This window comes from Nocardia sp. NPDC023733 (assembly GCF_040639775.1).
GTDB classification, from domain to species: domain Bacteria; phylum Actinomycetota; class Actinomycetes; order Mycobacteriales; family Mycobacteriaceae; genus Nocardia; species Nocardia rosealba.
On sequence record NZ_JBFAAN010000012.1, the window covers coordinates 1 to 25,895 of the forward strand.

A 25,895-nucleotide genomic window follows, 5' to 3' on the forward strand; every position below is an offset into this window, starting at 1 on the left:
GCGAACAGCGCTCGAAGCGCACGCGCGAAGCGCAAGTCTCGAGCGCTGTTCGCGCGGCCCCTCAGGGGCCGCGCTCGAGCGCGCCAGCGCTCCAAAAACACAGCCAGCACCTCATGGGCGCAATCCAAAAAGAGCCGGGCACGCTACAAAGCAGCACCCCCCGCCCTACAGCACCTCACCCCAGTCGACGCTGCCGAGCGATATCAGCCAACACCACACCAGCAGCCACCGAAGCGTTCAACGACTCGACCGGCCCCGCCATCGGAATACTCAAAATCGAGTCACAGGTCTCCCGGACCAGCCGCGACAGACCCTTACCCTCGGACCCGACAACAACCACCGTCGGCACACTGCCGTCGAAATCGTCGAGTGCCGTATCACCACCCGCGTCGAGCCCGACGATCTGGATACCCTGAGACGCCCAGTCCTTCAACGTGCGGGTCAGGTTGGTCGCGCGCGCAACGGGCAGACGCGCCGCCGCACCCGCACTGGTCCGCCACGCCACCGCGGTGACGGCCGCACTGCGACGCTGCGGGATCACCACACCCTGACCACCGAACGCGGCGACCGAGCGGATGACCGCGCCGAGGTTGCGCGGGTCGGTGATGTTGTCGAGGGCGACGAGCAGCGCGGGTTCGGCGGTCGACTTCACCCGGTCCATCAGGTCGTCGGGGTGCGCGTACCGGTACGGCGGCACCTGCAGTGCCACGCCCTGGTGCAATCCGTTGGCGCTCAACCGGTCCAGGTCGGTGCGTGGCACCTCGAGGATGGAGATGCCGAGGTCGGCGGCGCGCTGCACGCTCTCGGTGAGGCGGTCGTCGTTCTCGGTGCCGACCGCTACGTAGAGCGCGGTCGCGGGCACATCCGCGCGCAGGCACTCGAGCACCGGATTGCGGCCGAGGACCAACTCGGGACCGTCGTCGGACTTGCGGCCGGCGCGCGGCACACCGGACTTGCCGGTCGGACGACCCTGTGCCGCTTTGGCTTTGGCCGCGGCGGCCGCGCGTTTGGCGGCGGGATGCTTGGTGCGTTCGACCGCGGGCGGGGTCGCGCCGCGCCCTTCGAGGCCGCGACGACGCCTGCCGCCGGAACCGACGACAGCACCCTTCTTGGTGCCGCCCTTCCGAATCGCTCCGCGTCGCTGTGAATTGCCTGCCATCAGTTCGCCTTTCCGCTAGCTGCGCCCAGCGACCATTCCGGCCCCTGCGGGGTATCGGTGACTTCGATACCCGCCGCGATGAGCCGATCCCGTGCGGCATCGGCTTCTGCCCAGTTCTTGTCGGCCCGCGCGCTCGCCCGGCGGTCCAGCTCCGAGCGGACCAGCACGTCGAGCGCGTCGAGCGCCGCCGAATTGTCGGCGGGGGTGTACCAGTGTTCGTCGAACGGGTCGACGCCGAGGATGCCGAGCATCGCCCGCACCTGCCCGGCCAGTTCGGCCGCCGTGTCGAGTGCGCCCGATTCCATGGCGCGATTGCCCTCGTGCACCACGTGGTGGATCTCGGCGAGCGCCTTGGGGATCGCCAGATCGTCGTCGAGCGCGGCGGCGAACGCGTCGGTCCATTTGCCGACCGGCACCGCACCGGCCCGATCGTGCGCCCGCCGCACGAAAGCCTCGATGCGCTGATAGGAAGCGACCGCGTCGTCGAGTGCCTTGTCGGAGTATTCGAGCATCGAACGGTAATGCGCGCTGCCGAGATAGAAACGCAATTCCACCGGCCGCACGCGGGTGAGCACATTCGGCACCGAGAGAACATTGCCGAGCGACTTCGACATTTTCTCCCCGCCCATCGTCACCCAGCCGTTGTGCAGCCAGTAACGCGCGAAACCGTCGCCTGCCGCCTTCGACTGGGCGATCTCGTTCTCGTGGTGCGGGAAGATCAAATCCATTCCGCCGCAATGAATATCGAATTCGGGGCCGAGATAGAACTCGGCCATCGCGGAGCATTCCAGGTGCCAGCCGGGGCGACCGGGGCCCCACGGCGAAGGCCAGCTCGGCTCGCCCGGTTTGGCGGCTTTCCAGAGAGTGAAATCGCGGGGGTCGCGTTTGCCGCGGGTGGGGGTTTCGCCCTGGTGCACGTCGTCGAGTTTGTGGCCGGAGAGTTCACCGTAATTCGGCCAGCTCACCACATCGAAATACACATCGCCCTCGGCGGCGTAGGCATGCCCGCGCTCGATCAGCCGCTTCATCAGGGCGACCATCTGGGTGATGTGCCCGGTGGCGCGCGGTTCGGCCGACGGTGGAAGCACACCGAGGGTTTCGTAGGCGGAATCGAACGCGCGCTCGTGCGTGGCCGCCCATTCCCACCACGGCCTGCCCGCCTCGGCGGCTTTGTTCAGGATCTTGTCGTCGATATCGGTGACATTGCGGATGAACCGCACGTCGTAGTCGTGTGCCAGCAGCCAGCGGCGCAGCACGTCGAACGCGACGCCGCTGCGCACATGCCCGATATGGGGCTGACCCTGCACGGTGGCACCACACAGATACACCGAGGCACGGCCGGGGACCAGCGGGGTGAATTCCCGCATGGTCCGCGTGTCGGTGTCAAAAAGGCGCAAGGTCACGGCATTCGATCCTAGTCGGTGGGATGAGAGTGGGGTTGACCGGCCGGTTCGTGGCTCGCCGCGTTTCCTGGCGGCAACGGTGGGGCGGTCGGGTGGGATGGCCCGTCAGGGCTGCGAACACTCCAGCAGACAGGTCGCGATGGCGGCGACACCCTCACCGCGCCCGGTCAATCCGAGCCCGTCGGTGGTGGTTCCGGATACCGAAACCGGCGCGTCGAGTAATTCGCCGAGTACTTTTTGCGCTTCGGCGCGGCGCGGGCCGATCTTCGGGCGATTGCCGATGACCTGCACGGCGGCATTGACGACGGAGTAACCGTCGTCGGTGAGGAGTCTGCGGACTTCGGTGAGCATGGCGGCGCCGGTCACGCCGGCCCATTCGGGGCGGCCGACGCCGAAGACGGCGCCCACGTCGCCCAGGCCGGCGGCGGAGAGCAGTGCGTCGCACAGCGCGTGCACGGCGACATCACCGTCGGAGTGGCCCGCGCAGCCGTCGACGTCGGGAAACAGCAGACCGGCCATCCAGCAGGGACGACCAGGTTCGATGGGGTGCACGTCGCTCCCGATGCCGACTCTCATCCAGCGACCTCGGTCCGGACGGCAGAGTGACCGAGCTGTGCGGAGCCGCCGACGGGTGCGGACTCGGCAGCGGGCGTGGACCCCGGCTCGACCTGTGACGCTGTGGCGTCGGCCGAGGTGGCATCGCGTCGCCGGGCGAGGACGGCGTCGGCGAGGGTCAGGTCGAGTGGCGTGGTGATCTTGAAGGCCAGTGGGTCGCCTGCGACGGTGTGCACGGCGACGCCGAGGCGTTCGACCAGGCCCGCGTCGTCGGTCGCGCCGACGTCGGTGGCGTAGGCGCGGCGCAGCAATTCGGCGTCGAAGCCCTGGGGAGTCTGGATGGCGCGCAGGTCGGCGCGGTCGGGTGTGCCGGTGACAACGCCCGCGTCGTCGACCGATTTCACGGTGTCGACGACGGGCAGGGCGGGCACGACGGCCGGGCTGCCTGCCTGTAGTTCGGTGGCGACGCGCGCGATGAGTTCGGGCGGGGTGAGCGCGCGGGCGGCGTCGTGCACGAGGTAGTACCCGGCGTCGGGTGCGGCCGCGATGCCCGCGCGCACCGAATCCGTGCGCTCGGCGCCGCCGACGACGACCTGCACCGGCACAGGGGGCATCGAACCGCCGGTCAGCGAAGTGGTGGACAGCAAGGCAGACGCGGCGTCGACCAGTTCGGCGGGTACGACCACGACCACCCGGTGCACAGCACCGGACGCGATCAGCCCATCGACGGCCAGCCGGACCATAGGTGTACCGCCGACCGGGACGAACGCCTTCGGGGTGGGTTCACCCAGGCGCACGCCACGACCGGCGGCAGGAACCAGTGCTACGACAGGTCGCACACTACGAGGCCGCGGCGAGGACCTCGTCGAGCAGCGATTCGGCCTTGCCGTCGTCGGTGCCCTCGGCGAGCGCGAGCTCACCGACGAGGATCTGACGCGCCTTGGCCAGCATCCGCTTCTCACCGGCGGACAGGCCGCGATCCTGCTCACGACGCCACAGGTCGCGGACGACCTCGGCCACCTTGTTCACATCGCCGGAGGCGAGCTTCTCGAGGTTGGCCTTGTAACGGCGGGACCAGTTGGTCGGCTCCTCCGTGTGTGGCGCGCGTAGCACCTGGAAGACGCGGTCGAGACCTTCCTGGCCGACGACGTCGCGCACGCCGACGTATTCGGCGTTTTCTGCGGGAACGCGAACGGTCAGGTCGCCTTGCGCGACCTTCAGGACCAGATACTCTTTCTGCACACCCTTGATGGTGCGGGTCTCGATTGCTTCGATCAGCGCCGCTCCGTGGTGGGGGTAAACGACGGTGTCTCCGACCTTAAAAATCATGTGTCCCGTGCCCCTTTCGATGTTCACAGTTTAACATGCGACTCGGTAACGGCGCGATCAACTGTGCAGGTCAGGGCCACAACGAGGACATCCCAGGGGTTGACAATCAAGAATTGTTGTGCATCGTGTTGCGCCAGAACAGGTTAACCACCAGCACAACGACCGGTATTCGCACTTCGGCCGTCCGGCATCGACGTGGCAACCACGTCCGGGACACCGAACTGTTACTTCCGTACCCGCGCGTCGCGAGCCCCGACGCCACGCGCGCGAAGCGAACTACTACGCTGCCTAGTTACTACCCTCCGGTCCCCGTGTGGAACGGAGTGAGCCCGGTCGACATGGAGGACAAACCGTGACTGCCCTGAAAGCTGTGACCGCCCCGTCGGCGCGACGTCGCATGGTGACGGTTGCCGCGCTCGCCGCTGCCGCGGGCATCGCCCTGACCGGCTGCAGTGCCGGCCAGCACACCCAGACCTCGTCGCAGGCCGCCGCCATCAACGGCAACCACGCCGATGTCGGCGACATCTCCCTGCGCAACGTGCACATCGTGTACCCCGAGGCGGCGGCGGAGCACCAGAAGGGCGGCAAGGCCGTCCTCGCCCTGTCGATCATCAACGGCAGCGAGACCGTCACCGACGAGCTCACCAGCGTGAGCACCGACCTCGGCCCGATCAAGATCACCGGCCCGGCCGGTGGCAAGTTCGAGCTGAAGCCGCAGGAGACCGTGCTGGTCGGCCCGCCGAGCGTCACCGCCGCGGCCGAGACCGGCGATCACCACGGCACCACCACGGCCGCACCGACCACCACCGCGGCACCGACCACAGCTCCTGGTGGCGGTAACTCGAGCGCCAGCGACGCCGCCGCCGAGCCGGCGAGCATCGAGATCACCGGCCTCACGGAGAACATCACCCCCGGCCTGACCTACACGGTCACCTTCAACTTCAAGGACGCGGGCACCGTGCAGGTGGCCGTTCCGGTCGACGCCGCCACTTCCGAGCGCGTCGAGAACGAGAAGTCCGGCCCGGCGCCCGAGGGCGCGGGCGGCGGTCACTGAGACCAGCTGTCGAGAAAAGCCGTCGCGAACTTCGCGGCGGCTTTTCTTGTTGTCGGACCCGATCCGTAGGGTGCGCGTGTGGCCAAGACCAAAGCTGTTTTCCGTTGCACCTCGTGTTCGCACGAGGTGTCGAAATGGGTTGGCAAATGCCCTGATTGCGGTGCGTGGGGCACCGTGAACGAGGTGGCGGTCTCGGCCTCCGCGGCGGCGCCGGGGCGCCGGGCCATGCTGCCGAGCACGGCGGCGGCGCCGCTGTCGCAGATCGACGCGAAGGTCACCCAGGCCAGGTCGACGGGGGTGAGCGAGCTCGACCGGGTGCTCGGCGGTGGGGTGGTGCCGGGATCGGTGGTGCTGCTGTCGGGTGAACCGGGCGTCGGCAAGTCGACCCTGCTGCTCGAGGTCGCGTTCCGGTGGGCCGCCCAGCGCGACGAGACCGCGCTGTATGTGACGGCGGAGGAGTCGGCGGGTCAGGTGCGCTTGCGTGCCGACCGGACCGGGGCTGTGCACGACCGGGTGTATCTCGCGGCGGAATCCGACCTGTCGATCGTGCTCGGGCACGTGGAGCAGGTGCGGCCGACGCTGCTGGTCGTCGACTCGGTGCAGACGATGCTCGCCCCCGAGGTCGACGGCGTGATCGGCGGTGTCACCCAGGTACGCGCGGTGACGGCGGCGCTCACCTCACTGGCCAAGGCGAGCGGGATCGCGGTGCTGCTGGTCGGGCATGTCACCAAGGACGGCAATGTGGCCGGTCCGCGCACGCTCGAGCACCTGGTGGACGTGGTGCTGCAGTTCGAGGGCGACAAGAACTCCTCGCTGCGCATGGTGCGCGGCATCAAGAACCGCTTCGGCAGCGCCGACGAAGTGGGCTGTTTCGAACTACACGAGGACGGCATCGCCTGCGTCGACGATCCGTCCGGATTGTTCCTGCATCACCGCACCGATGCCGTACCCGGCACAGCGGTGACGGTCGCGATGGACGGCAAACGTCCGCTGGTCGCGGAGGTGCAGGGGCTCACGGTGAAGACCGAGATCCCCCAGCCGCGTCGCGCGGTGAGCGGCCTGGACTACAACCGGGTGGCCATGGTGCTCGCGGTGCTGCAGAGCCGTGGACGGGTGTTCCTCGGCAAGCACGACGTGTACGCGGCGACCGTCGGCGGCATGCGACTGGTCGAGCCGACCGCCGACCTCGCCATCGCCCTGGCCATCGCCAGCGCCGAGGCCGATATCGCCCTGCCCGCGGGCTGGGTGATCCTCGGTGAGGTCGGCCTGGCGGGTGAAGTCCGCAAGATCACCGGGCTCGGCCGCCGCCTGGCCGAGGCCGAGCGATTGGGCTTCACCACCGCCCTGGTACCGCCGGGTTCGGAGAAGTCCAAGAGCGGTTCGATGCGCATCCACGAGGTCGGCGACCTGCGTTCGGCGCTCCGATTGGCCGAACTCCGCAAATCCCGGGCACCCCGCGAGCCTGCGGCCGTGGAATAACTCCGGCAAACCGCGCTTTCCGGTCGAATTCGGCATTTCGGCGGTAACAGCCGTTGACACGGCCGCCCGTCCTGCGAATTCTGCAAATCAGCCGTCTTGGACATGTGATTTACAGCGCATCCGCATAATGCCCGGTCGGACGGTATTCAGTCGGCCAGGTTGAACGGTTCGGCCGCGCTGCGGATGGAACCGAGCTGTGCGACAACCATGTACGCACCCGCCGGGACCGGCAACCGCTCCCCCGCGCATTGTGGCTGGGACGTGGTGCCGAACCAGGTGCCCTTGTACGACAGCTGTTCGCCCGCCTTCAGGGTCTTCACCTCAGGCGGCCCGTCCGGGGTGCAGTCGTTGCTCGCCCACAGCCTGCGCTGCCCGTCGAGGGTGAAGACGAGGAACTGCGGGCCCGCGCCGAGATCGCGCGAGCACGCGGCCGTGGAGATGTTGGTGATGACGGTGCCGAAGCCCGGCTGATCACCCACCCGGTAGGTCGGCTGGTTGACCGTCACCTTCAGCGCCAGCGACTGATCGCTACACGGCTGGGCCGCGGGCTCCGGGGCGGCGGACGTGGTCGACGACGGTGCCGCCGACGTGCTGGTCACCGAACTGCTTGCCGTCGCACTACTGGTCGCACTGCTGGTCTGGGACGTGCTCGCGACCGTCGTCGAGGACGCGGCCGCGCCCGAACCGGACGAATCACCACCGCGCGCCACCATCGTGACCAGCCAGACCACGATCGCGAGCGCGACGACGATGACGCCGATGGCCAGCGCGCGACGACGCCAGTAGATCTCCGGTGGCAGCGGTCCATTCGGTTCCAGCACGCTTCAAAGGTAAGCGCAGCGCGCGAGGGCGCGCTCGATGACCTCGGCGTGTCGGGCGCTTACCGCCCGATTCAGACCGTCTCGCCGATATTGCCGACCACCCGGCGCAGATGCGCGCGACCGTCGGACAACTGGTAGGTGACGCTCGCGATCGCGCACTGACCAGTGGCGACGCGCTGGGAGATGATCATCGAGCGTTCCATGAGCAGCTTGCTGGTCTCCACCACGTGCCGGGCCTCGAGGTCGTCGACCGTCGTGAGCCCTTCGCGGCGGCCGAGCAGGATCGAGGGGGTCACCTTCTCGACCACGCTGCGAATGAAGCCGCCGGGGACGGCGCCGCCGTCGAGCGCGTCGATCGTGGCCTTCACCGCGCCGCAGCTGTCGTGGCCGAGGACCACGATCAGCGGCACGTTGAGCACCTCGACGCCGTATTCGATCGAGCCGAGCACCGAGGAGTCGACGACGTGGCCTGCGGTACGCACCACGAACATGTCGCCGAGACCCTGGTCGAAGATCAGTTCGGCGGCTACGCGCGAATCGCCGCAGCCGAAGAGGATGGCGTGCGGTCGCTGTCCGTTCACGAGCTTGGCCCGGTCTGCTGCGCCCTGGCTAGGATGCAGCAGAGTGTCGTTGACGAAGCGCTCGTTGCCCTCGCGCAGCGACTTCCAGGCACTTATCGGATTAGAACCAGGCATACCGACCATTGTGCACACGCTATCGGTTACCAGCGAGTCTGCGCTGTTACGCCTCGGCAAAGTCGGCCTGGCAGAGATGGAACGGGAACAGTGAGTATCGACGCCGAGGTCCTGCTGGATTGGTTCACCGAGCGGGCGCGTGACCTGCCGTGGCGGCGGCCGGAGGCGACCGCCTGGCACATCCTGATGAGCGAGATCATGCTGCAGCAGACACCCGTGGTGCGGGTGGAGCCGATCTGGCGTGAGTGGGTGGCGCGCTGGCCGGTGCCCTCGGCGATGGCGGCGTCGTCACAGGCCGAGGTGCTGCGGGCGTGGGGCAAGCTCGGTTATCCGCGCCGGGCACTGCGGTTGCACGAGTGCGCGCGGGTGCTGGCCGCCGAGCACGGCGACGTGGTTCCGGCCGATGTCGACGTCCTGCTGAGCCTGCCGGGTATCGGCGCCTACACCGCGCGCGCGGTGGCGTGTTTCGCGTACGGGCAGCGAGTTCCGGTGGTGGACACCAATGTTCGCCGCGTGGTGGCGCGGGCGGTGCACGGCCGTGAACCCGGTAATCCGTCCTCGCGCGATCTCGCCGAAACCGAGGCGCTGCTGCCCACCTCGGTGCCGCGGGCCGCGAAGTTCTCGGCGGCGCTGATGGAACTGGGCGCGCTGGTCTGCACGGCCCGCAACCCCGACTGCGGCAACTGCCCGCTGCCGCGCTGCGCCTGGGTCGACGCGGGCAGGCCGGCCGCCGAGGTGGTGCGCAAGGTGCAGAAGTACGAGGGCACCGATCGGCAGGCGCGCGGCAGGCTGCTCGATGTGCTGCGTGATGCGTCGGGGCCGGTCGAGCGGGTGCGGCTGGACATGGCCTGGACGCGCGACCCGGGTCAGCGAGCTCGGGCGCTGGATTCGCTGCTGGTCGACGGGCTCATCGAGCAGACCGAGGACGGTTTGTTCGCCCTGGCCGGCGAGGGCGCCTGATATCCGCCGGTACCGTTCGACCTGCTTGCAGGCCAGGGGCAGGGTGCGGCGTGGGGACTTCCTCGAGGGTAGACACCCAGCCCCGCACCAGAAGCCGTCCGACCAGGCTGCGGCTCAGACCCGCGCCAGAAACCGTTCGACGTGCGCGCGGTATTCCTCGGGCCGCTCATCGTGAATCAGGTGCCCCGCCCCGGGAACTCGCACGTACTCCGCGTCCGGATGCACCTCGGCCATCGTCCGCATCTGCCCAGCCGGGGTGATGGTGTGCTCGCCCTCGATGAGCAATGCGGGAACGCGCAGCGATTTCCATTCGTCCCAGAAGTCGCGCGTTCCCCATTCCTCGGAGATCGCGCGGAAGGTGTCGACCTCGCCGTGGAGCCGGTAGCCGCTCGATTCGGTGAATGCCCGCAGGAAGTACCGCCCGGCCACCGGCCCGAAATAGTCGATCACGGCCTGCTCGTCGGGGAAGGGTTGCGGCCAGGAGTGGATGAGTTCGGCCCAGTGGGCGGCGGTGCGGCCGGTGAAGTCCGGGGCGATGTCCTCGACGACGATCGCGCGGACCCGCTCGGGATGGGTCGCCGCGAACACCCACCCGTGCAGCGCACCCATCGAATGCCCGATCACGATCATCGGTTCGGTGATCGCCGCCGTGTGCGCGGCGAGGTCGGCGACGAACGCCTCGGTGCTGAGCTCGGCGGGCGGAACACGACCGTGACCCGCGGCGTCGAAGGTGTGGACATGACCGAACTCGCGCAGCCACGGCACCTGATCCGACCAGGTACGCGCGCTTCCCATCAGACCGTGTAGCAGCAGAATCGGCACCCCGACCCCGCCTTCGTCGTACAGCACGCACCCGATTCTGCCCCGTATACAGTCGACTCATGGCTGTTGTGAAGATCAATGCGATCGAGATTCCCGAGGGCGCGGGCCCGGAGCTGGAGAAGCGGTTCGCCGCGCGGGCCCACGCGGTGGAGAACTCGCCCGGGTTCCTCGGCTTCCAGTTGCTGCGTCCGGTGGCCGGTGACAACCGGTATTTCGTGGTGACGCAGTGGGATTCGGAGGAGTCGTTCGCCGCGTGGCGTGACGGCCCGGCCCGCGCGGCGCACGCCGGTCACGGTGCCGACGGTGAGCGGCCCAAGCCGGTGTCGACCGGTGCGTCGCTGCTCGAATTCGAGGTCGTGCTGGACGTGCCCGCGAAGTCCTGATCGGGGCGTTTCCCCTGGATGTATTGACGCGCCCTGGCGGCGGCTGTCACAGTTCGAGGGAAATTACGCGAGGGTGCGCGGTAATCCGGTGAGATTCCGGAGCGGTCGCGCCACTGTATTCCGTGCCGGATTCCGGTGCGGACAGCCAGACATCGGCATCCTCGCCTATCGCTTCGATCGCGGGACGCGCATCCCGGAGGAGGACCCGAATGGCTATCGCGCATTCACCCAGCCGGTCTACCGGCCTCGACACCCTGGCAACCGTGCTGGTCACGGTCGGTGTCGTTCTTCTTGCACTGCTCACGCTGTACCTGGTCGGTTTCGATCAGGGGGCCGTCTCGCGTAGCGGGATGTTCCTGCACGAGCTGATGCACGACGGACGTCACCTGCTCGGTGTCCCGTGCCACTGACCGGATCCTTCAAAACCCTGCTGTTACGTGGTCTGCTGGCCGGTCTGATCGCCGGTCTGCTGGCCGCGACAGTGGGCTATTTCATCGGTGAGCCCCATATCGAGGCGGCGATCGCCATCGAGGAAGCCGGTTCCGGCGGGCATTCGCACGGGACCGTCGAGGACCAGGCGCACGATGAAGAACCGCTGGTCAGCCGATCGGGGCAGCAGGCGGGTCAGTTCCTCGCGCTCGCCTTGGCCGGTATGGCGTTCGGGGCGATCTTCGCCGCCGTGGTGAACGTGGCTCGCCGTTTCACCGCGCTGAGCGGCCCCCGATTGTCGCTGACCGCAGCGGGATTCGCGTGGGTGGCGATCGTCGCGGTGCCGTTCTTCAAGTACCCGGCCAATCCACCGGCGGTCGGCGACCCGGAAACCATCGACCAGCGCACCTGGCTGTGGGTGGCCGTCGTCGTGCTCGGCCTGCTCGCGGTCGCGGCGGCCGTCGCGGCCTATCGCGCGCTGGCCGGTCAGCTCGACTCGTTCCGGATCGTTGCCGCGGTAGCCGCGTTCGTGCTGGTCACCACGGTCGGTTACGTGCTGCTGCCGGGGGTGAACGAGGTCTCCGACGATTTCCCGGCGACGCTGCTGTGGCAGTTCCGGGTGGCCTCGCTGGCCGAAACCGCAACCCTGTGGGCGGCTCTGGGACTGGCGTTCGCCGCGCTCACCGAATGGTCGAGCGCGCGTAGCACTCCGGTAGCACGCGAGGTCGCTACCTCGGGGTGATCCTCGTGAGTACCGCGGGAGGGCAGTGTCGGCATCATGACCGACACTGCCTTCTCTGTTTCCGTCGCCCGTCCGGGCGCGGTGCGCGTGGCCTTCGCCGGGCTGGTCACCGCGCTGGCCGCCGGAGTCGCCGAAGGACTGCTGCGTGCCGTGCGCGGTGGGACCGAATTGGGCGCCACCGCGACGGGTCTGCTGCCCCGGCTGGCCATCTACCTGGTGGTGCTCGGGGTCGCGATGCACATGGCCAACGGCAGCCGGGTGTCGCGGGCCCTGCTCACCGTCGGTATCGGGATGATCGGATTGGTCTCGCTCATCATCGAACCGCTGGCTGTGCTGCTTTCCACCGACGATTTCGGCGCCCTGTTCGGTGGGCTCGCGCCCGATTCAGCTGTCCTCGTCGCCTGCCGGGCGGTGCACATCCTCGCGGTGGTGATCGCGATTCCGGCGATGTACACCCCGGCGGCGCACCGCTGGTTCACCCAGCGGTGAGTGTTCAGATGAGTTCGGCGTCCAGTTCCACCTCGGCGACACCGGCGAGCGCCTTGCTCACCGGGCAGCCGTTCTTGGCCGCGGTCGCCGCGGTGTAGAAGCCCTCGGCGTCGATCCCCGAGGCGACGGCGCGCACGGTGAGCTTGATCTTGCTGATCCGGAAACCGCCCGCCGGGTCGGGGCCGAGGGTCACGTCGGCGGTGACGTCGAGGCTCTCCGTGGTACCGCCCACGTTGGCGAGCTCGGCCGAGAGCGCCATCGAGTAGCACGACGAATGCGCGGCCGCGATCAGCTCTTCGGGGCTGGTGCCCTCGGCGGTGTCGGCCGTGCGCCGGGGCCAGGACACGTCGAATTTGCCGAGACCGGAGCTGACCAGCTCGACCTGCCCTGAGCCGTCCTGCAGCCCGCCTGCCCAGAGTGTGCGTGCGCTACGAATCGCCATCACGTTCCTTTCGCCTCAGTCGAGAAATGTGTGTGCGATACCGAACCTACGTGAGCTCAGACCGGGATACTCGTCACTTCGTCGAGGCGTTCCAGCTTCTCCGGCCACACCTGCTGATGCAGGTCACGGATGGCGGCGGTGGGGAAACCGGAGTGCCGCAGCCGCAACCTGATGCCGCGTGGTTGTTTCAGGAATTCGGCGGCGACCACGGTCTCCACCCCTTCGGTCGCGGCGGTGACCCAGGTGAACTCGATCCGGCGGTTGGCTTCGAGCGTGAGGATGCGGCCGTAGTGCGGGTTGCGTTTCTCGGCCGAGCCGGTGTCGAAATAGAGGGGCTCGTTCACGGCGGGTCGCATCAGAACCGATCCGGGGACGGCCAGCCACAGGTCGAGGCCTTGGGTCCAAGCCGCGTACAGCAGGCTCGGCTGGGCCTTCATGACTCGCTCGACGGTGAGCTCGTGGGGCCGAGTGGACAGGTCCGGGGGGCGAACTGGCTGGTCCATCAGCCGACCCTACCGGTCAAGTGCCCGCCGAGCCCGCATCGGGTGTGCCACAGGGTCACTCGGGGTTGGTGACGCGCGCGAGCACGATGCCACCGAGAATCAGCGATAGGGCGAAGACCCGGCCCGCGCTGAGCGGGTCCTTGTGCACGAGCACGCCGAGACCGATCGCTCCGAGTGCGCCGATCCCGGTGAACACCGCGTATGCCGTGCCGACCGGAAGGGTCTGCATGGCGCGCGAGAGCAGGTAGACCGCCAGCGAGCCGAGCGCGATGCACAGCAGGGTCGGGCCGAGTCTGGTGAAGTTCTCGGTGGGTTTGATGGTCTGCGACCAGGCGATTTCGACCAGCCCGGCCACGCCGAGCAGGATCCAGTTCATCGCGTGTAATCCTTTGCGAGCAGGCGTACTTCGGCGATGGCGGCGTCGAGTGAGGCCTCGTGCTCGGTACGCAGGTGGGCAAGGTTGGGGTCCGAGACAGCGTTGGCCAGTTCGGCATTGACGAAAACGGTGTCGGTGACGGCGTAATGGCCTGCGAAGAAGTCGCGCAGGTAGCGCTCCTGATAGTCGAACGCGGCTTTCGGCGCACCGGGCGAGTAGGCGCCGCCGCGGGCGGACACGACGACGAAGCGCCTGTGCCCCAGCGACATACGCGGGAAGGTCACCTGATCGAGCCAGGCCTTGAGCGTGGCGGGGATCGAGTAGTTGTACATCGGGGTGCCGATGAGGATGACGTCGGCGGCCAGCAATTGCGCGAGCAGGGGTTCGACGATGCGCCATGCGGCGCGGGCGGCGGGCGTGACGGCGAGGTCCGGCAGGCGATCGAGATCGGTACTCCCCGCCGCGAGGACGGCATCGCACAGCTCGGTCCACCCTTCGTCGATGAACGGTGCGGGGTCGGTGGCGAGGTCGCGGTAGGTGTAGTCGCCCCCGGGCTCCGCTTCGCGCCAGGCCCGCACGAATTCCGCGCCGAGCCTGCGGCTGAGGGAATTGGTCCTGGCGCTGGCGTCGAGGTGCAGCAGGTGGGTCATATCGAGCCTTTCAATAACCGGACATTGTGTCCGCTTGGTTCGACGATAGAACACAAATGGACACCTTGTCCACATTTGTGTTTCTCGGTTAGAGTCGACCCCATGGAGCCTCGATCCGACCTGCTCACCGGCACGGCACCACCACCCGAACGCACCGATGCCGCCCGCAACCGCGCCAAAGTGCTCGCCGCGGCGGCCGATCTCTTCGCCACCCGCGACCCGCGCACCGTCACCATGGACGACATCGCCAAGGCCGCGGGCGTCGGCCGGGGCACCCTCTACCGCCGCTACCCCGACCGCAACGCCATCGCCGTCGCCCTGCTCGACGAACACGAACGCGCCGTCCAGGAGCAACTCCTGCGCGGCGAACCCCCGCTCGGCCCGGGCGCGCCCCCCGCCGAGCGCCTCGCCGCGTTCTATGCCGCGATGATCGAATTGCTCAGCGCCCACGCACATCTGGTGCTCGGCGCCGAGACCGGCGGGGCCCGCTTCGCCACCGGCGCCTACGGGTTCTGGGCACTGCACGTGCGGGCCCTGCTCGTCGAAGCCGGTATCCCCCAGCCTGATTCGCTGATCGATACCGTCCTGGCCCCCTTGGCGGCCGAGGTCTACCTTCAGCAGCGCGAACGCGGCTTGTCCCCGGAGCAGATCACGGCAGGTTTGTCGGTCCTCGCTCACCGGTTGCTCGGGGCCGGGTAGGCGCGATGTGTCGGTGGCTACGGCTACCGTCGCGCGGGTGAGGACACTTCCTACCGATGCCGAAGTCGACCGGTTCTGGGCCATGATCGAATCCGCCTGGGGTGCCTGCGGTGCGCCACGCACCGAGGAGCGACTCGACGAGTTCCTGGCCGAATTACGCGCGCTCAGTGCTGATTTCACCAGCGCGGAGCTCACCGCGCTGGACCGGGTGGCCGAGCGCGCGCTCTACGACATCGACCGTGCCGATATCCACGCGGTGATCGGCGGGTCCGACGACGGGTTCCTCTATCGCCGCGGCTTCATCGTCGCGATGGGTCGCGACTACTACCGCGCGGCTGTGGCCGATCCGGCGGCCGTGCGATCCCACGGGGAATGTGGGCAGATGGGTTATTTCTTCGCCCACCTGCACAGCGACCGGTTCGGGACCTTCCCCGACCGGAATTCGGGAATCTCCAGGGAGACGGCGTCGAACCCGGCCGGGTGGTCGTAATCGGGGTCAGGCGAGGTCGCGGCGGGAGATGAGCCAGATGGTTCCCGCCGCGAAGATCGTCACGTAGACCGCGAGGACGACGAGGGACTCGCCGCGGGTCAGGATGTCGAGAACACCAGGCGTGGCCGGACCGTCCTCCGTGCGCATCGCCCCGGCCAGTGAACCTGCGGCGGTACCGGGAAGCAGATCGGTGACCGCTTCGACGGGGCCGAGGATTCCCGCGACCCCGCGCAGCAGGTTCTCGACGACGAGAACCCAGATCAGGCCGAGCCCGACAGCGAGAGCGGGGCCACGGGCCACGGCGCCGATGAAGGCGCCCGCTGCGGTCCACATACTCAAAATGGCCGTGCCGGTGAGGATTCCGAGAAGGGATCGGTCGAGCGCGGGCAGCGTGACCGGCTGACCTTCCGTCACCGCGATGAGCGACGCGACACCGAGGTCGACGACGAACGCGGCACACACCAGGACGACCACCGTCACCAGCAGGCCGAGCAGCAGCCCACCGACCGCGTTCGCGCGACCCGGCCCCTGGGTGAACACGGTCTTCCACGTCCCCCAGCCGTACCCGCTACCCACCGCCAGCGCACCGAGGACGAGCATCAGCGCACCACCGAACATGGCCATACCCTGGGTGAACACCTCGGGGACGGCGGCGGGCACGAGCCGGCCGAGCAGCACGTCGCGCGGCAATCCGTCGGACATGGAACCGCTCTCACCGGAGCGATAGGCCAGATAGTTGAACAGGTAGGCGAAGGTCAGATTCAGCACGATCCATGTGCCGAGCACGATCCAGAAGGTCGGCCAGCGCCGAAGACGCAGCGACTCGGCCCTGATACTTGCCGTGAGATCTCTTGTAGTGCTGGTCATTTCGCGACCTCCGTCAGCTCGAAGAAGACTTCTTCCAGGGATTTCTCGTCGACACGCAGCTCGAGCAGGTCCACACCCGCCTGCACGACAGCTCGCGCCACAGCAGGCGCCATCGCCGTCGTGGTCGCTATCCGAATGCCCTCGGCGCTCACACGCACCGGCGCGTCGGACACCGCGCGGACCGCCTCGACGGCCACGTCGACCGGTTCGGCACGCACGAGCAGCGATGCGGTGCCGCGCAATTCGGCGACCGTCGACTCGGCGAGCAGACGTCCACCGGAGATCACCCCGACCCGATGGCAGATTTCCTGCACCTCGATGAGCTGATGACTCGACAGCAACACGGTGTGACCTTCTGCCGCGAGATCGACGATGAGCGAACGCATTTCGGCCAGTCCGGCCGGGTCGAGACCGTTGGTCGGCTCGTCGAGGACGAGCAGATCGGGATCGCCGAGCAGGGCCGCACCGACTCCGAGGCGCTGCTTCATGCCGAGGGAATAGGTGCGGAAGCGATCGTCGGCGCGGGTGGTGAGGTCGACGCGGGCCAGCGCCTGGGTGACCTCGCGGTCGCCGAGTCCGCGGTAGCGGGCGAGAACGCGCAGGTTGTCGCGACCCGACAGGTACGGGTAGAAGCCCGGGCCCTCGATCAGCACCCCGACCCGGCGCAGCGCCTCCGGGGCGCCGGGGGCGCTGCCGTGGACCGTCGCGGTGCCCGCGCTCGGCCGGACGAGGCCGGCCAGCATGCGCAGTGTCGTCGTCTTGCCCGCGCCGTTGGGACCGAGGAAACCGTAGATCTCCCCGGTCCCGACCCGCATACTCACCGCGTCCACCGCGAGGTGTTCGCCATAGCGTTTGGTCAACCCGGTGGTGACCACGATTGATTCGTTCATGCGTAAGACGATCCGCGCCGAAGGGGTGTCCGCACATCCGTCGCGCGGCTCGTTCGGGCCTACGTCGCGCGATGTACGTGGGGGTCCGGGAAAAATACGTGCGTAGGCCGACGCTTCTGCCCGGGTGACGCAATAGGGTTGCGTGGGTGGGAGCGAAGTGGGAGCGTGACGCGGCCGTCCGGGACTGGGGGCTGGCGGTGGTGGTCGCGATAGTGCAGCTGGCAGGCAGTTCCGGGGCGAACGCGCAGCAGACCGGGGTGCGTTCGCTCGACGCGTTCGCGTACCTGTTGCTGCTGGCCGGGCCGATCGCGCTCGGCTTCCGGCGGTTGCTCCCCGAGCCGGTGCTGGTGGTGGCCTTGCTCGCCGCCGTGTCCTACGTGCTGCGCGACTACGGGTACGGGCCGATCTTCCTTTCCCTCATCATCGCGTTCCTGACCGCCGCCGTGCACGGATCACGCTGGCGCACTTACCCGTTGGTCGTCGTCGGCTACCTCACGATGGTGTGGCCACTGCCCGCTCTGCTCGGCCGCGACACCAACGGCTGGCAGGTTTTCGGCCTGCTGGCCTGGCTCGGTGTGCTGGTCGGAATCGCCGAGGGAATACGTCAGCGGCGCACGGTGGTGCTCGCGCGCCGAGAGCGGGCCGAGGCGGCGCAACGCGACGAACAGGCCCAGCAGGCGCGGGCCGCGTCCGAGGAACGGCTCGCCATCGCCCGCGAGCTGCATGACGTCCTGGCACACAGCCTTTCGCTGATCAATGTGCAGTCCTCGGTGGCGCTGGAACTGTTCGACCGCAAACCACAGCAGGCCGCCGCCGCGCTGGCCACGATCAAAACCACCTCCAAAGAAGCGCTGACCGAGGTGCACACGCTGCTGCACGCGATCCGCAGCGGCGGACCCGTCGCCCCCGAATACCCCGAAACCCCTGCGGCCGAGCCGGTTCCGGCACCCGCACCGCGTGCCCCGGCACCGACCCTCGACGACCTCGACACCCTGCTGCAACGGACCAGGGCGACCGGCCTGCCCGTCGACACCAAGGTCATCGGCACCCCCAAGAAGCTGCCGAGTGTGATCGACGTGGCCGCCGCCAGGATCATCCAGGAATCGCTGACCAATGTGGTGCGCCACGCGCCGGGGTCCACGGCGATGATCACCCTGCGCTACACGCCCGAAACGGTCGACATCACCGTCGACAACACCCGCCCTACCGGTACCGCCGTGCGCACCGGGATCGGCGGAAACGGGATCATCGGCATGCGGGAACGGGCGCATGCGCTCGGCGGGGCGCTCACCGCCGGACCCCGGCCGTCCGGTGGGTTCCGGGTGGCCGCGCGGTTGCCCTCCCGGCCGGCCGGGGCAGAGACATGATCCGGGTGCTTGTCGCCGACGATCAGGCGCTGGTGCGCGGTGGTTTCGTCGCACTGCTCGACGCCCAGGACGACATCGAGGTGGTCGGCGAGGCCGAGAACGGCGAGCAGGCCGTGCGGATGACACGCACGCTGGAGCCCTCGGTGGTGCTGATGGACATCCGCATGCCCGTCCTCGACGGGCTGGCCGCCACCCGCCTGATCGCCGACGACGCGCAGCTAGCCGACGTGCGCGTCGTCGTGCTCACCACCTTCGAACTCGACGAATACGTCTTCGAGGCGATCCGCGCCGGTGCCACGGGTTTCCTGGTGAAACACACCGAACCCGCCGACCTGCTCCGCGCCGTCCGGGTCGTCGCGGCGGGCGACGCGCTCCTGTCCCCCGGCGTCACCCGTCGCCTGCTCACCGAATTCGCCACCCACGCCAAACAACCACCCCCACCCGCCCTCGCCGACCTCACCGACCGCGAACGCGAGGTCCTCACCCTGGTGGCCGAGGGCCTCACCAACGCCGAAATCGCCGCCCGCCTCTACCTCAGCCCCGCCACCGCCCGCACCCACGTCAGCCGCATCCTCACCAAACTGGCCGCCCGCGACCGCACCCAACTCGTAGTCCTCGCCTACGAATCCGGCCTCGTCCGCCCCGGCTGGCAGTAGTGTCTTCGGGTCAGCTGTCCGTACCCGCTCGGCGGCGTTCGTCCTCGGAGAAGCGGGCGCGGCGGGCCATTCCGGCGGGGGCGGCTTGGGCGCGGGCCGAGTAGGCCGAGAGGGCGTCGAAGGCGCCTCGGACGCCGCCTGCGACGGGGGCGTAGGTGATGGAGGAGCCGGGGTCGAAGCCCAGGTTGGAGCCTACTTCGACGGCGTCCATGTTGGCGCCGAGGAAGACGAAGGTCCAGTTGTAGACCTCCTGTTGCTGGGTGATGAGGGATTTGACCGCCGCGTGGGTCCATTCGCGGCTGGAGTTCTCGTGGCCGTCGGTGAGGACGACGACGATCACCGTGCCGGGGCGCTCGTGCTCGGGGCGGGCCGCGAGCTCCTCACCGACGCTGGTGACGAGTTTGCCGACGGCGTCGTACAGCGCGGTCCCGCCACGCGGCAGCAGATTCGGCGGGGGCACCTGATCCAGCGGCACATTCGAATAGACCACCTCGTAGGTGGTGTCGAACTGCGCCAAGGTCACCTCGATCCGCTTCGGCACCTCCCGCTGCTGCTCGAAATACGCGGCCAACCCACCTTCGGTATCGGCCTTGATCGTCTGCATCGAACCCGAACGGTCGAGCAGAACAGCGATGAGCGTGCGATCGGAATCAGTCATGTGCGTGAACACCCCCGTGTCGTGTGGACTGGCCCAACCAACGGTACGCCGCGAATTCGCCTGCCGGAGGCCGTGAAAAGCGGCTCGAAAGGTATCTCCAAGTTCGCATTCCTACCTTCGCTCCCATGGGCCCAGTTCTCGCATTCCACCGAATTTCCGACGCCGACGCCGCCCGCATCACCGCCGATGCCGAAGCCGCCCTCGACCTGATCGACCAGCTCGACCACCCCGGCGAACCGACCGGCGACATCGACAAGGCCTGGGACGGCCTGCGCTACCTGCTCGAGGCCGCGAATATCGACCTCGACCTCTTCGGCGACCTCGATCCCTGGGCGGGCGACGGCGCAACCAAGATATGGACAGCCGCCGAGATCACCACCGCCGCCCACACCCTCACAGCCACGCCCTACAGCGTCCTCGAACGACATTTCGACCCGGCAGCCATGGACGACAACGACGTCTACCCCGAAATCTGGGACACCGATTTCTGCCGAGAATTCCTCCGCGAAAACTACGAAGCACTCCGCACCTTCTTCATCTTCGCCGCCGAACAGAACTCTCAAGCCGTCGCGCTGTTCCAATGACCGCTCGGCAACGAAAAAGCCCACCTTCCGAGTTCAGAAGGTGGGCTTTTCGTTCAGCTGGTTACTCGCCGGAGGCGGCGGTGTCGGGGGCGGTGCCCTCGGCTGCTCCGGTGAGGACGACCTCGGGCTTGTCGTCGCCCGTGGGTGCCTTGGTCAGCTTCGTCTTGCCGGTGAAGGTGAACTTGGCGTCTTCGCCCTGGCCTTCGCCGTCCCAGTTCTCGACGCCGACCGTGATGGTCTGGCCCGCGCCGATCTCGCCGAAGAGGATCTTCTCCGACAGCTGGTCCTCGATCTCGCGCTGGATCGTGCGACGCAGCGGACGCGCACCCAGGACCGGGTCGAAACCGCGCTTGGCGAGCAGGCTCTTGGCCTGGTCGGTCAGCTCGATCGCCATGTCCTTGTTCTTCAGCGCCTTGGCGACACGGTTGATCATCAGGTCCACCATCTGCACGATCTGCTCGCTGGTGAGCTGGTGGAAGACGATCACGTCGTCGATGCGGTTGAGGAACTCGGGGCGGAAGTGCTTCTTCAGCTCGTCGTTGACCTTGAGCTTCATCCGCTCGTAGTTCGAGCCCTCGGCGTTGGACTGGGTGAAGCCCAGGCCGACAGCCTTGGAGATGTCGGAGGTGCCAAGGTTCGAGGTGAAGATCAGCACGGTGTTCTTGAAGTCGACCGTACGACCCTGACCGTCGGTGAGACGGCCGTCCTCGAGCACCTGCAGGAGGGTGTTGTAGATCTCCTGGTGCGCCTTCTCGATCTCGTCGAACAGCACCACCGAGAACGGCTTGCGCCGCACCTTCTCGGTGAGCTGGCCGCCCTCCTCGTAGCCCACGTACCCGGGAGGGGCACCGAACAGACGAGAAGCGGTGAAGCGGTCGTGGAACTCGCCCATGTCGATCTGGATGAGCGCGTCGTCGTCGCCGAACAGGAAGTTCGCCAGCGCCTTGGACAGCTCGGTCTTACCGACACCGGACGGACCGGCGAAGATGAACGAACCGGACGGACGCTTCGGATCCTTCAGGCCGGCGCGAGTGCGGCGGATCGCCTTGGAGACGGCCTTGACGGCATCCTCCTGGCCGATGATCCGCTTGTGCAGCTCGTCCTCCATGCGGAGCAGACGGGTGGTCTCCTCCTCGGTGAGCTTGAAGACGGGGATACCGGTCCAGTTGGCCAGGACCTCCGCGATCTGCTCGTCGTCGACCTCGGCCACGACGTCCAGGTCACCCGAACGCCACTGCTTCTCCCGCTCGGCGCGCTTGGCGACGAGCTGCTTCTCCTTGTCGCGCAGGCGCGCGGCCTTCTCGAAGTCCTGCGCGTCGATCGCGCTTTCCTTCTCGCGACGGGCGTCGGCGATCTTGTCATCGAACTCGCGCAGGTCCGGCGGCGCGGTCATCCGGCGGATGCGCATGCGCGCGCCCGCCTCGTCGATGAGGTCGATCGCCTTGTCCGGCAGGAACCGGTCGTTGATGTAGCGGTCGGCCAGCGTCGCGGCGGCCACGAGAGCGCCATCGGTGATGGAGACCCGGTGGTGCGCCTCGTAGCGGTCGCGCAGACCCTTGAGGATGTTGATGGTGTGCTCGACGGTCGGCTCGCCCACCTGCACCGGCTGGAAACGGCGTTCCAGGGCGGCGTCCTTCTCGATGTACTTGCGGTACTCGTCGAGGGTGGTGGCACCGATGGTCTGCAGCTCGCCACGGGCCAGCTTCGGCTTCAGGATCGAGGCCGCGTCGATGGCGCCTTCGGCAGCACCCGCGCCGACGAGCGTGTGCAGCTCGTCGATGAACAGGATGATGTCGCCGCGGGTGTTGATCTCCTTGAGCACCTTCTTGAGGCGCTCTTCGAAGTCACCGCGGTAGCGGCTGCCCGCGACCAGGGAACCCAGGTCGAGGGTGTAGAGCTGCTTGTCCTTGAGGGTCTCGGGGACCTCACCGTTGACGATGGCCTGTGCCAGGCCCTCGACGACGGCGGTCTTACCGACACCGGGCTCACCGATCAGCACCGGGTTGTTCTTGGTGCGGCGGCTCAGCACCTGCATGACGCGCTCGATTTCCTTCGAGCGGCCGATGACGGGGTCGAGCTTGCCTTCCAGCGCCGCCTGCGTGAGATTGCGACCGAACTGGTCGAGCACCAGCGAGGTGGACGGCGTACCCGCCTCACCGCGCGAGCCGGTGCCCTCGACGGGCTCCTTGCCCTGGTACCCGGACAGCAGCTGGATGACCTGCTGACGGACCCGGTTCAGGTCGGCGCCGAGCTTGACGAGCACCTGGGCCGCGACGCCCTCACCCTCACGGATGAGGCCGAGCAGGATGTGCTCGGTGCCGATGTAGTTGTGACCGAGCTGCAGCGCCTCGCGCAGACTCAGTTCCAGCACCTTTTTCGCACGCGGGGTGAAGGGGATGTGACCGGACGGCGCCTGCTGGCCCTGCCCGATGATCTCCTCGACCTGGCTGCGCACACCCTCCAGCGAGATGCCAAGGGACTCCAGCGACTTCGCCGCCACGCCCTCGCCCTCGTGGATCAACCCAAGCAGGATGTGCTCGGTGCCGATGTAGTTGTGGTTGAGCATCCGGGCCTCTTCTTGGGCCAGGACAACGACACGCCTCGCGCGGTCGGTGAACCTCTCGAACATCGCTCCCTCACTCTCCTGCTCCGACATTCTGGCAACAGACGCCGCTGTGTGCTCGGTACAACCTTGGGCGCCGGAGGCGACAACTGTCGCCGTCAGCCTGCCATGAAGCCCGGGGGTTGCGGCCCCCGCCATCCACTCTAGTTGGCAGGGGATTCCGCCGTCGCCGCTCCACCCTATTGGGGACCGGTGACAACTTGGTCATTCACTCACAACGCGCACGTCGCGGCATTCGTTTCCGTTCCAGTTTTGCCTACAGCGAAATCGCCGTCAGCCGGTGAACGGGGGCACGAACTCGCACGGCACGGGCGCCTGCCTGGCCGGATCGAGGGCGTTGAGGGCGTGACCGGCGGCACGCGGGCTGCCCGCGATGGCCATGTGCTCGGACCAGTCCTGCGCGCAACCGTCCTGCACGACGACCGAGGTGGTGTTGGGACCGGGCACCAGGCCGGAGGTGTGCGGCACGACGAGCTCGTCGAGGACCGTGACGATATTGACGTAGGTGACGCGCGGGTCGTACACCCCGTCGGCATTGAGCGCGGTCATGAACGGCGAACCGCTGAACATCTGCGCGCAGGCCTGGCACAGCGAGCCGGTGGCGGCGTCGAAGACCGGTCCCGCGCCGAGGGCCCGGCTGAAGTGGGCGATATCGCCCGCGCCGAACGCGTTGGTGCCGAGCCAGGGCGGCGCGATTCCGACCAGCGTGCCGACCTTCTCCCCGCCGCCGAGTCGCTTGAGGTAGTAGTTGCCGACGATATTGCCCTGCGAGTGGGCGACGAGGTCGACTCGTTCGGCGCCGGTGCGCGCGAGGACACCGTCGACGAAGGCCGACACCTCCGCCGCACTCTGCTCGATGGGACGCATTCCGCCGATGGCCGAGACGGGCCAGGGCAGCGCGTACGCGCCGTAGGTGAGGGCGAACACGCAGTAGCCCTCGTTGGCCAGCCGCGGGGCGTACACGCCCCAATTCGTCTGCGCCCCACCGCCGGTGCCGTGCAGCAGGACGACCGGGTTCGGATGTTCCGGTGTGGGAACACAATTCGGGTCGTTCGCCCCGGGCAGCGCACCGCCCGGGTTCGTCAGCTCGGGCGCGATGCCCGCGAAGAAGTTGTAGTCGACCGGGTGGGGGCCGGCGGCCGCACCACCTGCCCCCACGAGACCGAGCAGTATGGCGACGGCTAGAACGAGCATCGACTTACTTCGCATGGAACCACCCCTGACTAGAACGTGTTCCAGTCATCATGGAACACGTTCCAGCCTTCGCGTGGCACTACGGAGCGATTCAGCGCACCAGCGCGTGGGAGACGCTCTGTCCCGGGAACGGGGCGGCGGCGTTCGACTTGCCCTGCTGCACACCCGCGGCGAACAGCGCACCGCACAGCACCAGGAACGCCGCCGTGTGCAGCACCGCCCGCAGGATGTTCCAGCGCACCCACGCCGCTTCGAAATCCGCGCGCACCGAGGCGGTGTCGGCCAGCGTCGCCGGGTCACCCGCCGCGGCCAGGGCATCGTTGAGCGGCACGTTCTGCCCGGCGGTGACCGCGAAGGCGATCACGTTGAGCACCAATGCGATTCCGATCCAGATCAGCGTGGCGCGATGATCGCCGCCCAGGTGCAGCGCGGCCGCGAGGGCGGTGAAGCCGACCGTACCGAGGAAGCCGAACATGAACCAGGGGTTGATGATCACCACGTTGATCTTCTGCATGACCTCGATCAGCGTGCGGTCTCCGGTGCGCGCCAGGGCGGGCATCACCGAGATCGCGTAGGCGTAGAACACACCGGCGACGAGGCCGGTGCTGAGCATCGCGAGAACCAGCGAGGACAAACGAATGGCCGACATGGGAACCAACTCCTGACTCGAATCCGGAGTCGCACTCCGGTGACAGGACTCAGTCAACCGCAGGACGGCCGTCGCCGACATCGTTCAGACGCTCGGCCACCTAAGCGAGGCGCGCACCGCCGACCGCGAGGCTCACAACTCGTGGTCGGAGATCATTCCGCTCTGCATCGCAAGGGCGGCGAGCCGGGTGCGCTTCTGGTTCTGCGGCAGATTCTCCACCCCGAACTTCGCGAAAAGGGCACGCAGGTGGGTTTTGATCGCGTCGATCGACAGGAAGAGTTCCTCGGCGATCTGCTGGTTCGACGCGGGCGTCGCGAATCCGGTGCCGTGCTTGTACGGACGGCACAGGGCGATCAGCACCGCGCGCTGGGTTTCGGTCAGCGAACGCATGGTGGGGATGGAACCGGAGGCGGTATGCGTGGCGTCGTCGACGACACCACCGAAATCGAAGAAATGCACCAGCGTGGTGCCGACACGAATGCGGTCACCCGGGCTCAGCCTGCGCCTGCCGACCAACCGCTCACCGTTGACGAACGTCCCGTTGCGCGACAGCCCGTCGTCGATGATCGTCCAGTGCGCACCGAGGTGTTCTACCGCGGCATGCAACCGGGACACCTCGGCATCCCACGCGAGCACGAGATCGGCCTGAACGTTGCGCCCGATGGTGATCCGCTGCTGCGCGGGGTCCAGCGGCAATTCATGCTGGCGCCCGGTGTTGTCGGTGTACCGAAGAAAGGAGCTCACCGCACATCTCCCAAGACTCGAAACACCTTGCGCACAACCATCAGTCTATCTTTCCAGACCGCGCCCCCGCCCCCGCACATCCCGACCTCGAGGAGGGATCGCCGCGAAGCGGCGGTCGGCGGCCGTCCCGACGATCAGGCGCCGTGGCGTAGGCGACGAAGGAGCAAGCCACGGTGCCTGATC

30 protein-coding genes, 1 pseudogene and 1 riboswitch are annotated in these 25,895 nt (G+C 67.9%); of the genes and pseudogenes, 12 read left to right on the top strand and 19 right to left on the bottom strand.

Annotation, left to right across the window (positions count from 1 at the left end):
• Positions 1–175: 175 nt before the first annotated feature.
• The 5 genes and pseudogenes from rlmB to carD all read right to left on the bottom strand — a co-directional run bounded on the left by rlmB (position 176) and on the right by carD (position 4,446).
• Positions 176–1,159 (bottom strand): 23S rRNA (guanosine(2251)-2'-O)-methyltransferase RlmB, encoded by a 984-nt coding sequence (gene rlmB / locus AB0F86_RS28735; protein ID WP_225281369.1) that lies wholly within the window; start codon positions 1,157–1,159, stop codon positions 176–178.
• Entirely contained in the window at positions 1,159–2,562 is a 1,404-nt protein-coding gene (gene cysS, locus AB0F86_RS28740; RefSeq protein ID WP_356987526.1) for a cysteine--tRNA ligase, read from the bottom strand. The genes rlmB and cysS overlap by 1 nt, the downstream gene beginning before the upstream one ends.
• 105 nt (positions 2,563–2,667) lie before the next feature.
• A complete protein-coding gene (gene ispF / locus AB0F86_RS28745) occupies positions 2,668–3,138 on the bottom strand; it encodes a 2-C-methyl-D-erythritol 2,4-cyclodiphosphate synthase (RefSeq protein WP_356987524.1) in 471 nt (156 codons plus the stop codon).
• Positions 3,139–3,275: 137 nt separating this feature from the next.
• Positions 3,276–3,956 (bottom strand): annotated as a pseudogene (ispD, locus tag AB0F86_RS28750) (2-C-methyl-D-erythritol 4-phosphate cytidylyltransferase); the annotation flags it as partial.
• A 1-nt stretch (position 3,957) separates the two neighbouring features.
• Positions 3,958–4,446, bottom strand: a complete 489-nt coding sequence (carD, locus tag AB0F86_RS28755) for an RNA polymerase-binding transcription factor CarD (protein ID WP_019044685.1) — start codon at positions 4,444–4,446, stop codon at positions 3,958–3,960.
• A gap of 352 nt (positions 4,447–4,798) precedes the next feature.
• On the opposite strand from carD, the gene AB0F86_RS28760 reads away from it, so the two are divergent.
• On the top strand, positions 4,799–5,500 hold the full coding sequence (locus AB0F86_RS28760) for a hypothetical protein (protein ID WP_356987522.1): 702 nt from the start codon (positions 4,799–4,801) through the stop codon (positions 5,498–5,500).
• A 78-nt stretch (positions 5,501–5,578) separates the two neighbouring features.
• On the top strand, positions 5,579–6,979 hold the full coding sequence (radA, locus tag AB0F86_RS28765; RefSeq protein ID WP_181700828.1) for a DNA repair protein RadA: 1,401 nt from the start codon (positions 5,579–5,581) through the stop codon (positions 6,977–6,979).
• 146 nt (positions 6,980–7,125) lie between these two features.
• On the opposite strand, the gene AB0F86_RS28770 is transcribed toward radA, so the two are convergent.
• Both AB0F86_RS28770 and AB0F86_RS28775 read right to left on the bottom strand, forming a co-directional pair.
• Positions 7,126–7,800 carry a hypothetical protein gene (locus tag AB0F86_RS28770; RefSeq protein WP_181700827.1) on the bottom strand — a complete coding sequence of 225 codons (675 nt, stop codon included), beginning with the start codon at positions 7,798–7,800 and terminating at the stop codon, positions 7,126–7,128.
• Between the two features lie 71 nt (positions 7,801–7,871).
• Positions 7,872–8,495, bottom strand: coding sequence for a carbonic anhydrase (locus AB0F86_RS28775; protein ID WP_181700825.1), 624 nt, complete (start codon positions 8,493–8,495; stop codon positions 7,872–7,874).
• Positions 8,496–8,585: 90 nt separating this feature from the next.
• On the opposite strand from AB0F86_RS28775, the gene AB0F86_RS28780 reads away from it, so the two are divergent.
• On the top strand, positions 8,586–9,455 hold the full coding sequence (locus tag AB0F86_RS28780; protein WP_181700824.1) for an A/G-specific adenine glycosylase: 870 nt from the start codon (positions 8,586–8,588) through the stop codon (positions 9,453–9,455).
• 114 nt (positions 9,456–9,569) lie between these two features.
• Here AB0F86_RS28780 and AB0F86_RS28785 read toward each other — a convergent pair whose 3' ends face one another.
• Complete coding sequence (locus AB0F86_RS28785) at positions 9,570–10,304, bottom strand: alpha/beta hydrolase (protein ID WP_356987519.1); 735 nt, start codon at positions 10,302–10,304, stop codon at positions 9,570–9,572.
• Positions 10,305–10,336: 32 nt separating this feature from the next.
• Between AB0F86_RS28785 and AB0F86_RS28790 the strand changes: the two genes are divergently transcribed.
• The 4 genes from AB0F86_RS28790 to AB0F86_RS28805 all read left to right on the top strand — a co-directional run bounded on the left by AB0F86_RS28790 (position 10,337) and on the right by AB0F86_RS28805 (position 12,320).
• The gene (locus tag AB0F86_RS28790) at positions 10,337–10,660 is read left to right on the top strand and encodes an antibiotic biosynthesis monooxygenase (RefSeq protein WP_067495664.1); all 324 of its coding nucleotides are present in this window, start codon (positions 10,337–10,339) and stop codon (positions 10,658–10,660) included.
• Between the two features lie 26 nt (positions 10,661–10,686).
• A riboswitch (cobalamin riboswitch) is annotated at positions 10,687–10,836 on the top strand.
• A 33-nt stretch (positions 10,837–10,869) separates the two neighbouring features.
• Entirely contained in the window at positions 10,870–11,070 is a 201-nt protein-coding gene (locus tag AB0F86_RS28795; RefSeq protein ID WP_067495667.1) for a CbtB-domain containing protein, read from the top strand.
• The gene (locus tag AB0F86_RS28800) at positions 11,061–11,831 is read left to right on the top strand and encodes a CbtA family protein (protein ID WP_356987517.1); all 771 of its coding nucleotides are present in this window, start codon (positions 11,061–11,063) and stop codon (positions 11,829–11,831) included. The genes AB0F86_RS28795 and AB0F86_RS28800 overlap by 10 nt, the downstream gene beginning before the upstream one ends.
• Before the next feature lie 36 nt (positions 11,832–11,867).
• Positions 11,868–12,320 (top strand): hypothetical protein, encoded by a 453-nt coding sequence (locus AB0F86_RS28805; protein WP_181700815.1) that lies wholly within the window; start codon positions 11,868–11,870, stop codon positions 12,318–12,320.
• A 4-nt stretch (positions 12,321–12,324) separates the two neighbouring features.
• Here the strand turns inward: AB0F86_RS28805 and AB0F86_RS28810 are convergent, their stop codons facing one another.
• Genes AB0F86_RS28810 through AB0F86_RS28825 form a run of 4 tightly spaced genes read right to left on the bottom strand, consistent with a single transcriptional unit; the run spans position 12,325 to position 14,291 of the window.
• Positions 12,325–12,762 carry an OsmC family peroxiredoxin gene (locus AB0F86_RS28810; protein ID WP_181700813.1) on the bottom strand — a complete coding sequence of 146 codons (438 nt, stop codon included), beginning with the start codon at positions 12,760–12,762 and terminating at the stop codon, positions 12,325–12,327.
• A 56-nt stretch (positions 12,763–12,818) separates the two neighbouring features.
• Positions 12,819–13,265, bottom strand: a complete 447-nt coding sequence (locus AB0F86_RS28815; RefSeq protein ID WP_356987514.1) for an SRPBCC domain-containing protein — start codon at positions 13,263–13,265, stop codon at positions 12,819–12,821.
• A 55-nt stretch (positions 13,266–13,320) separates the two neighbouring features.
• Positions 13,321–13,641: a multidrug efflux SMR transporter gene (locus AB0F86_RS28820; protein WP_181700811.1), complete on the bottom strand. Its 321-nt coding sequence runs from the start codon at positions 13,639–13,641 to the stop codon at positions 13,321–13,323.
• Positions 13,638–14,291, bottom strand: coding sequence for an NAD(P)H-dependent oxidoreductase (locus AB0F86_RS28825; RefSeq protein ID WP_225281378.1), 654 nt, complete (start codon positions 14,289–14,291; stop codon positions 13,638–13,640). The genes AB0F86_RS28820 and AB0F86_RS28825 overlap by 4 nt, the downstream gene beginning before the upstream one ends.
• Positions 14,292–14,393: 102 nt before the next feature.
• On the opposite strand from AB0F86_RS28825, the gene AB0F86_RS28830 reads away from it, so the two are divergent.
• Positions 14,394–14,990 carry a TetR/AcrR family transcriptional regulator gene (locus AB0F86_RS28830; RefSeq protein WP_181700810.1) on the top strand — a complete coding sequence of 199 codons (597 nt, stop codon included), beginning with the start codon at positions 14,394–14,396 and terminating at the stop codon, positions 14,988–14,990.
• 37 nt (positions 14,991–15,027) lie between these two features.
• Positions 15,028–15,480, top strand: a complete 453-nt coding sequence (locus AB0F86_RS28835; RefSeq protein WP_356987512.1) for a DUF4240 domain-containing protein — start codon at positions 15,028–15,030, stop codon at positions 15,478–15,480.
• A 6-nt stretch (positions 15,481–15,486) separates the two neighbouring features.
• Here the strand turns inward: AB0F86_RS28835 and AB0F86_RS28840 are convergent, their stop codons facing one another.
• Positions 15,487–16,347 carry an ABC transporter permease gene (locus AB0F86_RS28840; RefSeq protein ID WP_356987510.1) on the bottom strand — a complete coding sequence of 287 codons (861 nt, stop codon included), beginning with the start codon at positions 16,345–16,347 and terminating at the stop codon, positions 15,487–15,489.
• A complete protein-coding gene (locus tag AB0F86_RS28845) occupies positions 16,344–17,237 on the bottom strand; it encodes an ABC transporter ATP-binding protein (protein ID WP_356987508.1) in 894 nt (297 codons plus the stop codon). The genes AB0F86_RS28840 and AB0F86_RS28845 overlap by 4 nt, the downstream gene beginning before the upstream one ends.
• A 146-nt stretch (positions 17,238–17,383) precedes the next feature.
• On the opposite strand from AB0F86_RS28845, the gene AB0F86_RS28850 reads away from it, so the two are divergent.
• Together AB0F86_RS28850 and AB0F86_RS28855 are read left to right on the top strand one after the other, a co-directional pair.
• Positions 17,384–18,604, top strand: a complete 1,221-nt coding sequence (locus tag AB0F86_RS28850; protein ID WP_356987506.1) for a histidine kinase — start codon at positions 17,384–17,386, stop codon at positions 18,602–18,604.
• Positions 18,601–19,260 (top strand): response regulator transcription factor, encoded by a 660-nt coding sequence (locus tag AB0F86_RS28855; protein ID WP_356987504.1) that lies wholly within the window; start codon positions 18,601–18,603, stop codon positions 19,258–19,260. The genes AB0F86_RS28850 and AB0F86_RS28855 overlap by 4 nt, the downstream gene beginning before the upstream one ends.
• A 10-nt stretch (positions 19,261–19,270) precedes the next feature.
• Here the strand turns inward: AB0F86_RS28855 and AB0F86_RS28860 are convergent, their stop codons facing one another.
• The gene (locus tag AB0F86_RS28860; RefSeq protein ID WP_181700806.1) at positions 19,271–19,918 is read right to left on the bottom strand and encodes a VWA domain-containing protein; all 648 of its coding nucleotides are present in this window, start codon (positions 19,916–19,918) and stop codon (positions 19,271–19,273) included.
• 125 nt (positions 19,919–20,043) lie between these two features.
• Here AB0F86_RS28860 and AB0F86_RS28865 point away from each other — a divergent pair, with 125 nt between their 5' ends.
• Complete coding sequence (locus AB0F86_RS28865) at positions 20,044–20,502, top strand: DUF1877 family protein (protein WP_356987503.1); 459 nt, start codon at positions 20,044–20,046, stop codon at positions 20,500–20,502.
• A 61-nt stretch (positions 20,503–20,563) separates the two neighbouring features.
• Here the strand turns inward: AB0F86_RS28865 and AB0F86_RS28870 are convergent, their stop codons facing one another.
• From AB0F86_RS28870 to AB0F86_RS28885, 4 genes are all read right to left on the bottom strand, one after another.
• Positions 20,564–23,131, bottom strand: coding sequence for an ATP-dependent Clp protease ATP-binding subunit (locus AB0F86_RS28870; protein WP_181700802.1), 2,568 nt, complete (start codon positions 23,129–23,131; stop codon positions 20,564–20,566).
• Positions 23,132–23,398: 267 nt separating this feature from the next.
• Complete coding sequence (locus tag AB0F86_RS28875) at positions 23,399–24,334, bottom strand: lipase (RefSeq protein ID WP_356987502.1); 936 nt, start codon at positions 24,332–24,334, stop codon at positions 23,399–23,401.
• A 76-nt stretch (positions 24,335–24,410) separates the two neighbouring features.
• Positions 24,411–24,968: an anthrone oxygenase family protein gene (locus AB0F86_RS28880; protein WP_181700798.1), complete on the bottom strand. Its 558-nt coding sequence runs from the start codon at positions 24,966–24,968 to the stop codon at positions 24,411–24,413.
• A gap of 132 nt (positions 24,969–25,100) precedes the next feature.
• On the bottom strand, positions 25,101–25,712 hold the full coding sequence (locus tag AB0F86_RS28885) for an FHA domain-containing protein (protein WP_225281387.1): 612 nt from the start codon (positions 25,710–25,712) through the stop codon (positions 25,101–25,103).
• Positions 25,713–25,895: the final 183 nt, after the last annotated feature.

Coding starts and splice junctions, on each gene's coding strand:
- rlmB (WP_225281369.1), bottom strand. CDS start 1,159: ATGGCAGGCAATTCACAGCGACGCGGAGCGATTCGGAAGGGCGGCACC.
- ispF (WP_356987524.1), bottom strand. CDS start 3,138: ATGAGAGTCGGCATCGGGAGCGACGTGCACCCCATCGAACCTGGTCGT.
- carD (WP_019044685.1), bottom strand. CDS start 4,446: ATGATTTTTAAGGTCGGAGACACCGTCGTTTACCCCCACCACGGAGCG.
- AB0F86_RS28775 (WP_181700825.1), bottom strand. CDS start 8,495: ATGCCTGGTTCTAATCCGATAAGTGCCTGGAAGTCGCTGCGCGAGGGC.
- AB0F86_RS28790 (WP_067495664.1), top strand. CDS start 10,337: ATGGCTGTTGTGAAGATCAATGCGATCGAGATTCCCGAGGGCGCGGGC.
- AB0F86_RS28795 (WP_067495667.1), top strand. CDS start 10,870: ATGGCTATCGCGCATTCACCCAGCCGGTCTACCGGCCTCGACACCCTG.
- AB0F86_RS28805 (WP_181700815.1), top strand. CDS start 11,868: ATGACCGACACTGCCTTCTCTGTTTCCGTCGCCCGTCCGGGCGCGGTG.
- AB0F86_RS28810 (WP_181700813.1), bottom strand. CDS start 12,762: ATGGCGATTCGTAGCGCACGCACACTCTGGGCAGGCGGGCTGCAGGAC.
- AB0F86_RS28815 (WP_356987514.1), bottom strand. CDS start 13,265: ATGGACCAGCCAGTTCGCCCCCCGGACCTGTCCACTCGGCCCCACGAG.
- AB0F86_RS28820 (WP_181700811.1), bottom strand. CDS start 13,641: ATGAACTGGATCCTGCTCGGCGTGGCCGGGCTGGTCGAAATCGCCTGG.
- AB0F86_RS28825 (WP_225281378.1), bottom strand. CDS start 14,291: ATGACCCACCTGCTGCACCTCGACGCCAGCGCCAGGACCAATTCCCTC.
- AB0F86_RS28830 (WP_181700810.1), top strand. CDS start 14,394: ATGGAGCCTCGATCCGACCTGCTCACCGGCACGGCACCACCACCCGAA.
- AB0F86_RS28840 (WP_356987510.1), bottom strand. CDS start 16,347: ATGACCAGCACTACAAGAGATCTCACGGCAAGTATCAGGGCCGAGTCG.
- AB0F86_RS28845 (WP_356987508.1), bottom strand. CDS start 17,237: ATGAACGAATCAATCGTGGTCACCACCGGGTTGACCAAACGCTATGGC.
- AB0F86_RS28855 (WP_356987504.1), top strand. CDS start 18,601: ATGATCCGGGTGCTTGTCGCCGACGATCAGGCGCTGGTGCGCGGTGGT.
- AB0F86_RS28860 (WP_181700806.1), bottom strand. CDS start 19,918: ATGACTGATTCCGATCGCACGCTCATCGCTGTTCTGCTCGACCGTTCG.
- AB0F86_RS28865 (WP_356987503.1), top strand. CDS start 20,044: ATGGGCCCAGTTCTCGCATTCCACCGAATTTCCGACGCCGACGCCGCC.
- AB0F86_RS28870 (WP_181700802.1), bottom strand. CDS start 23,131: ATGTTCGAGAGGTTCACCGACCGCGCGAGGCGTGTCGTTGTCCTGGCC.
- AB0F86_RS28875 (WP_356987502.1), bottom strand. CDS start 24,334: ATGCGAAGTAAGTCGATGCTCGTTCTAGCCGTCGCCATACTGCTCGGT.
- AB0F86_RS28880 (WP_181700798.1), bottom strand. CDS start 24,968: ATGTCGGCCATTCGTTTGTCCTCGCTGGTTCTCGCGATGCTCAGCACC.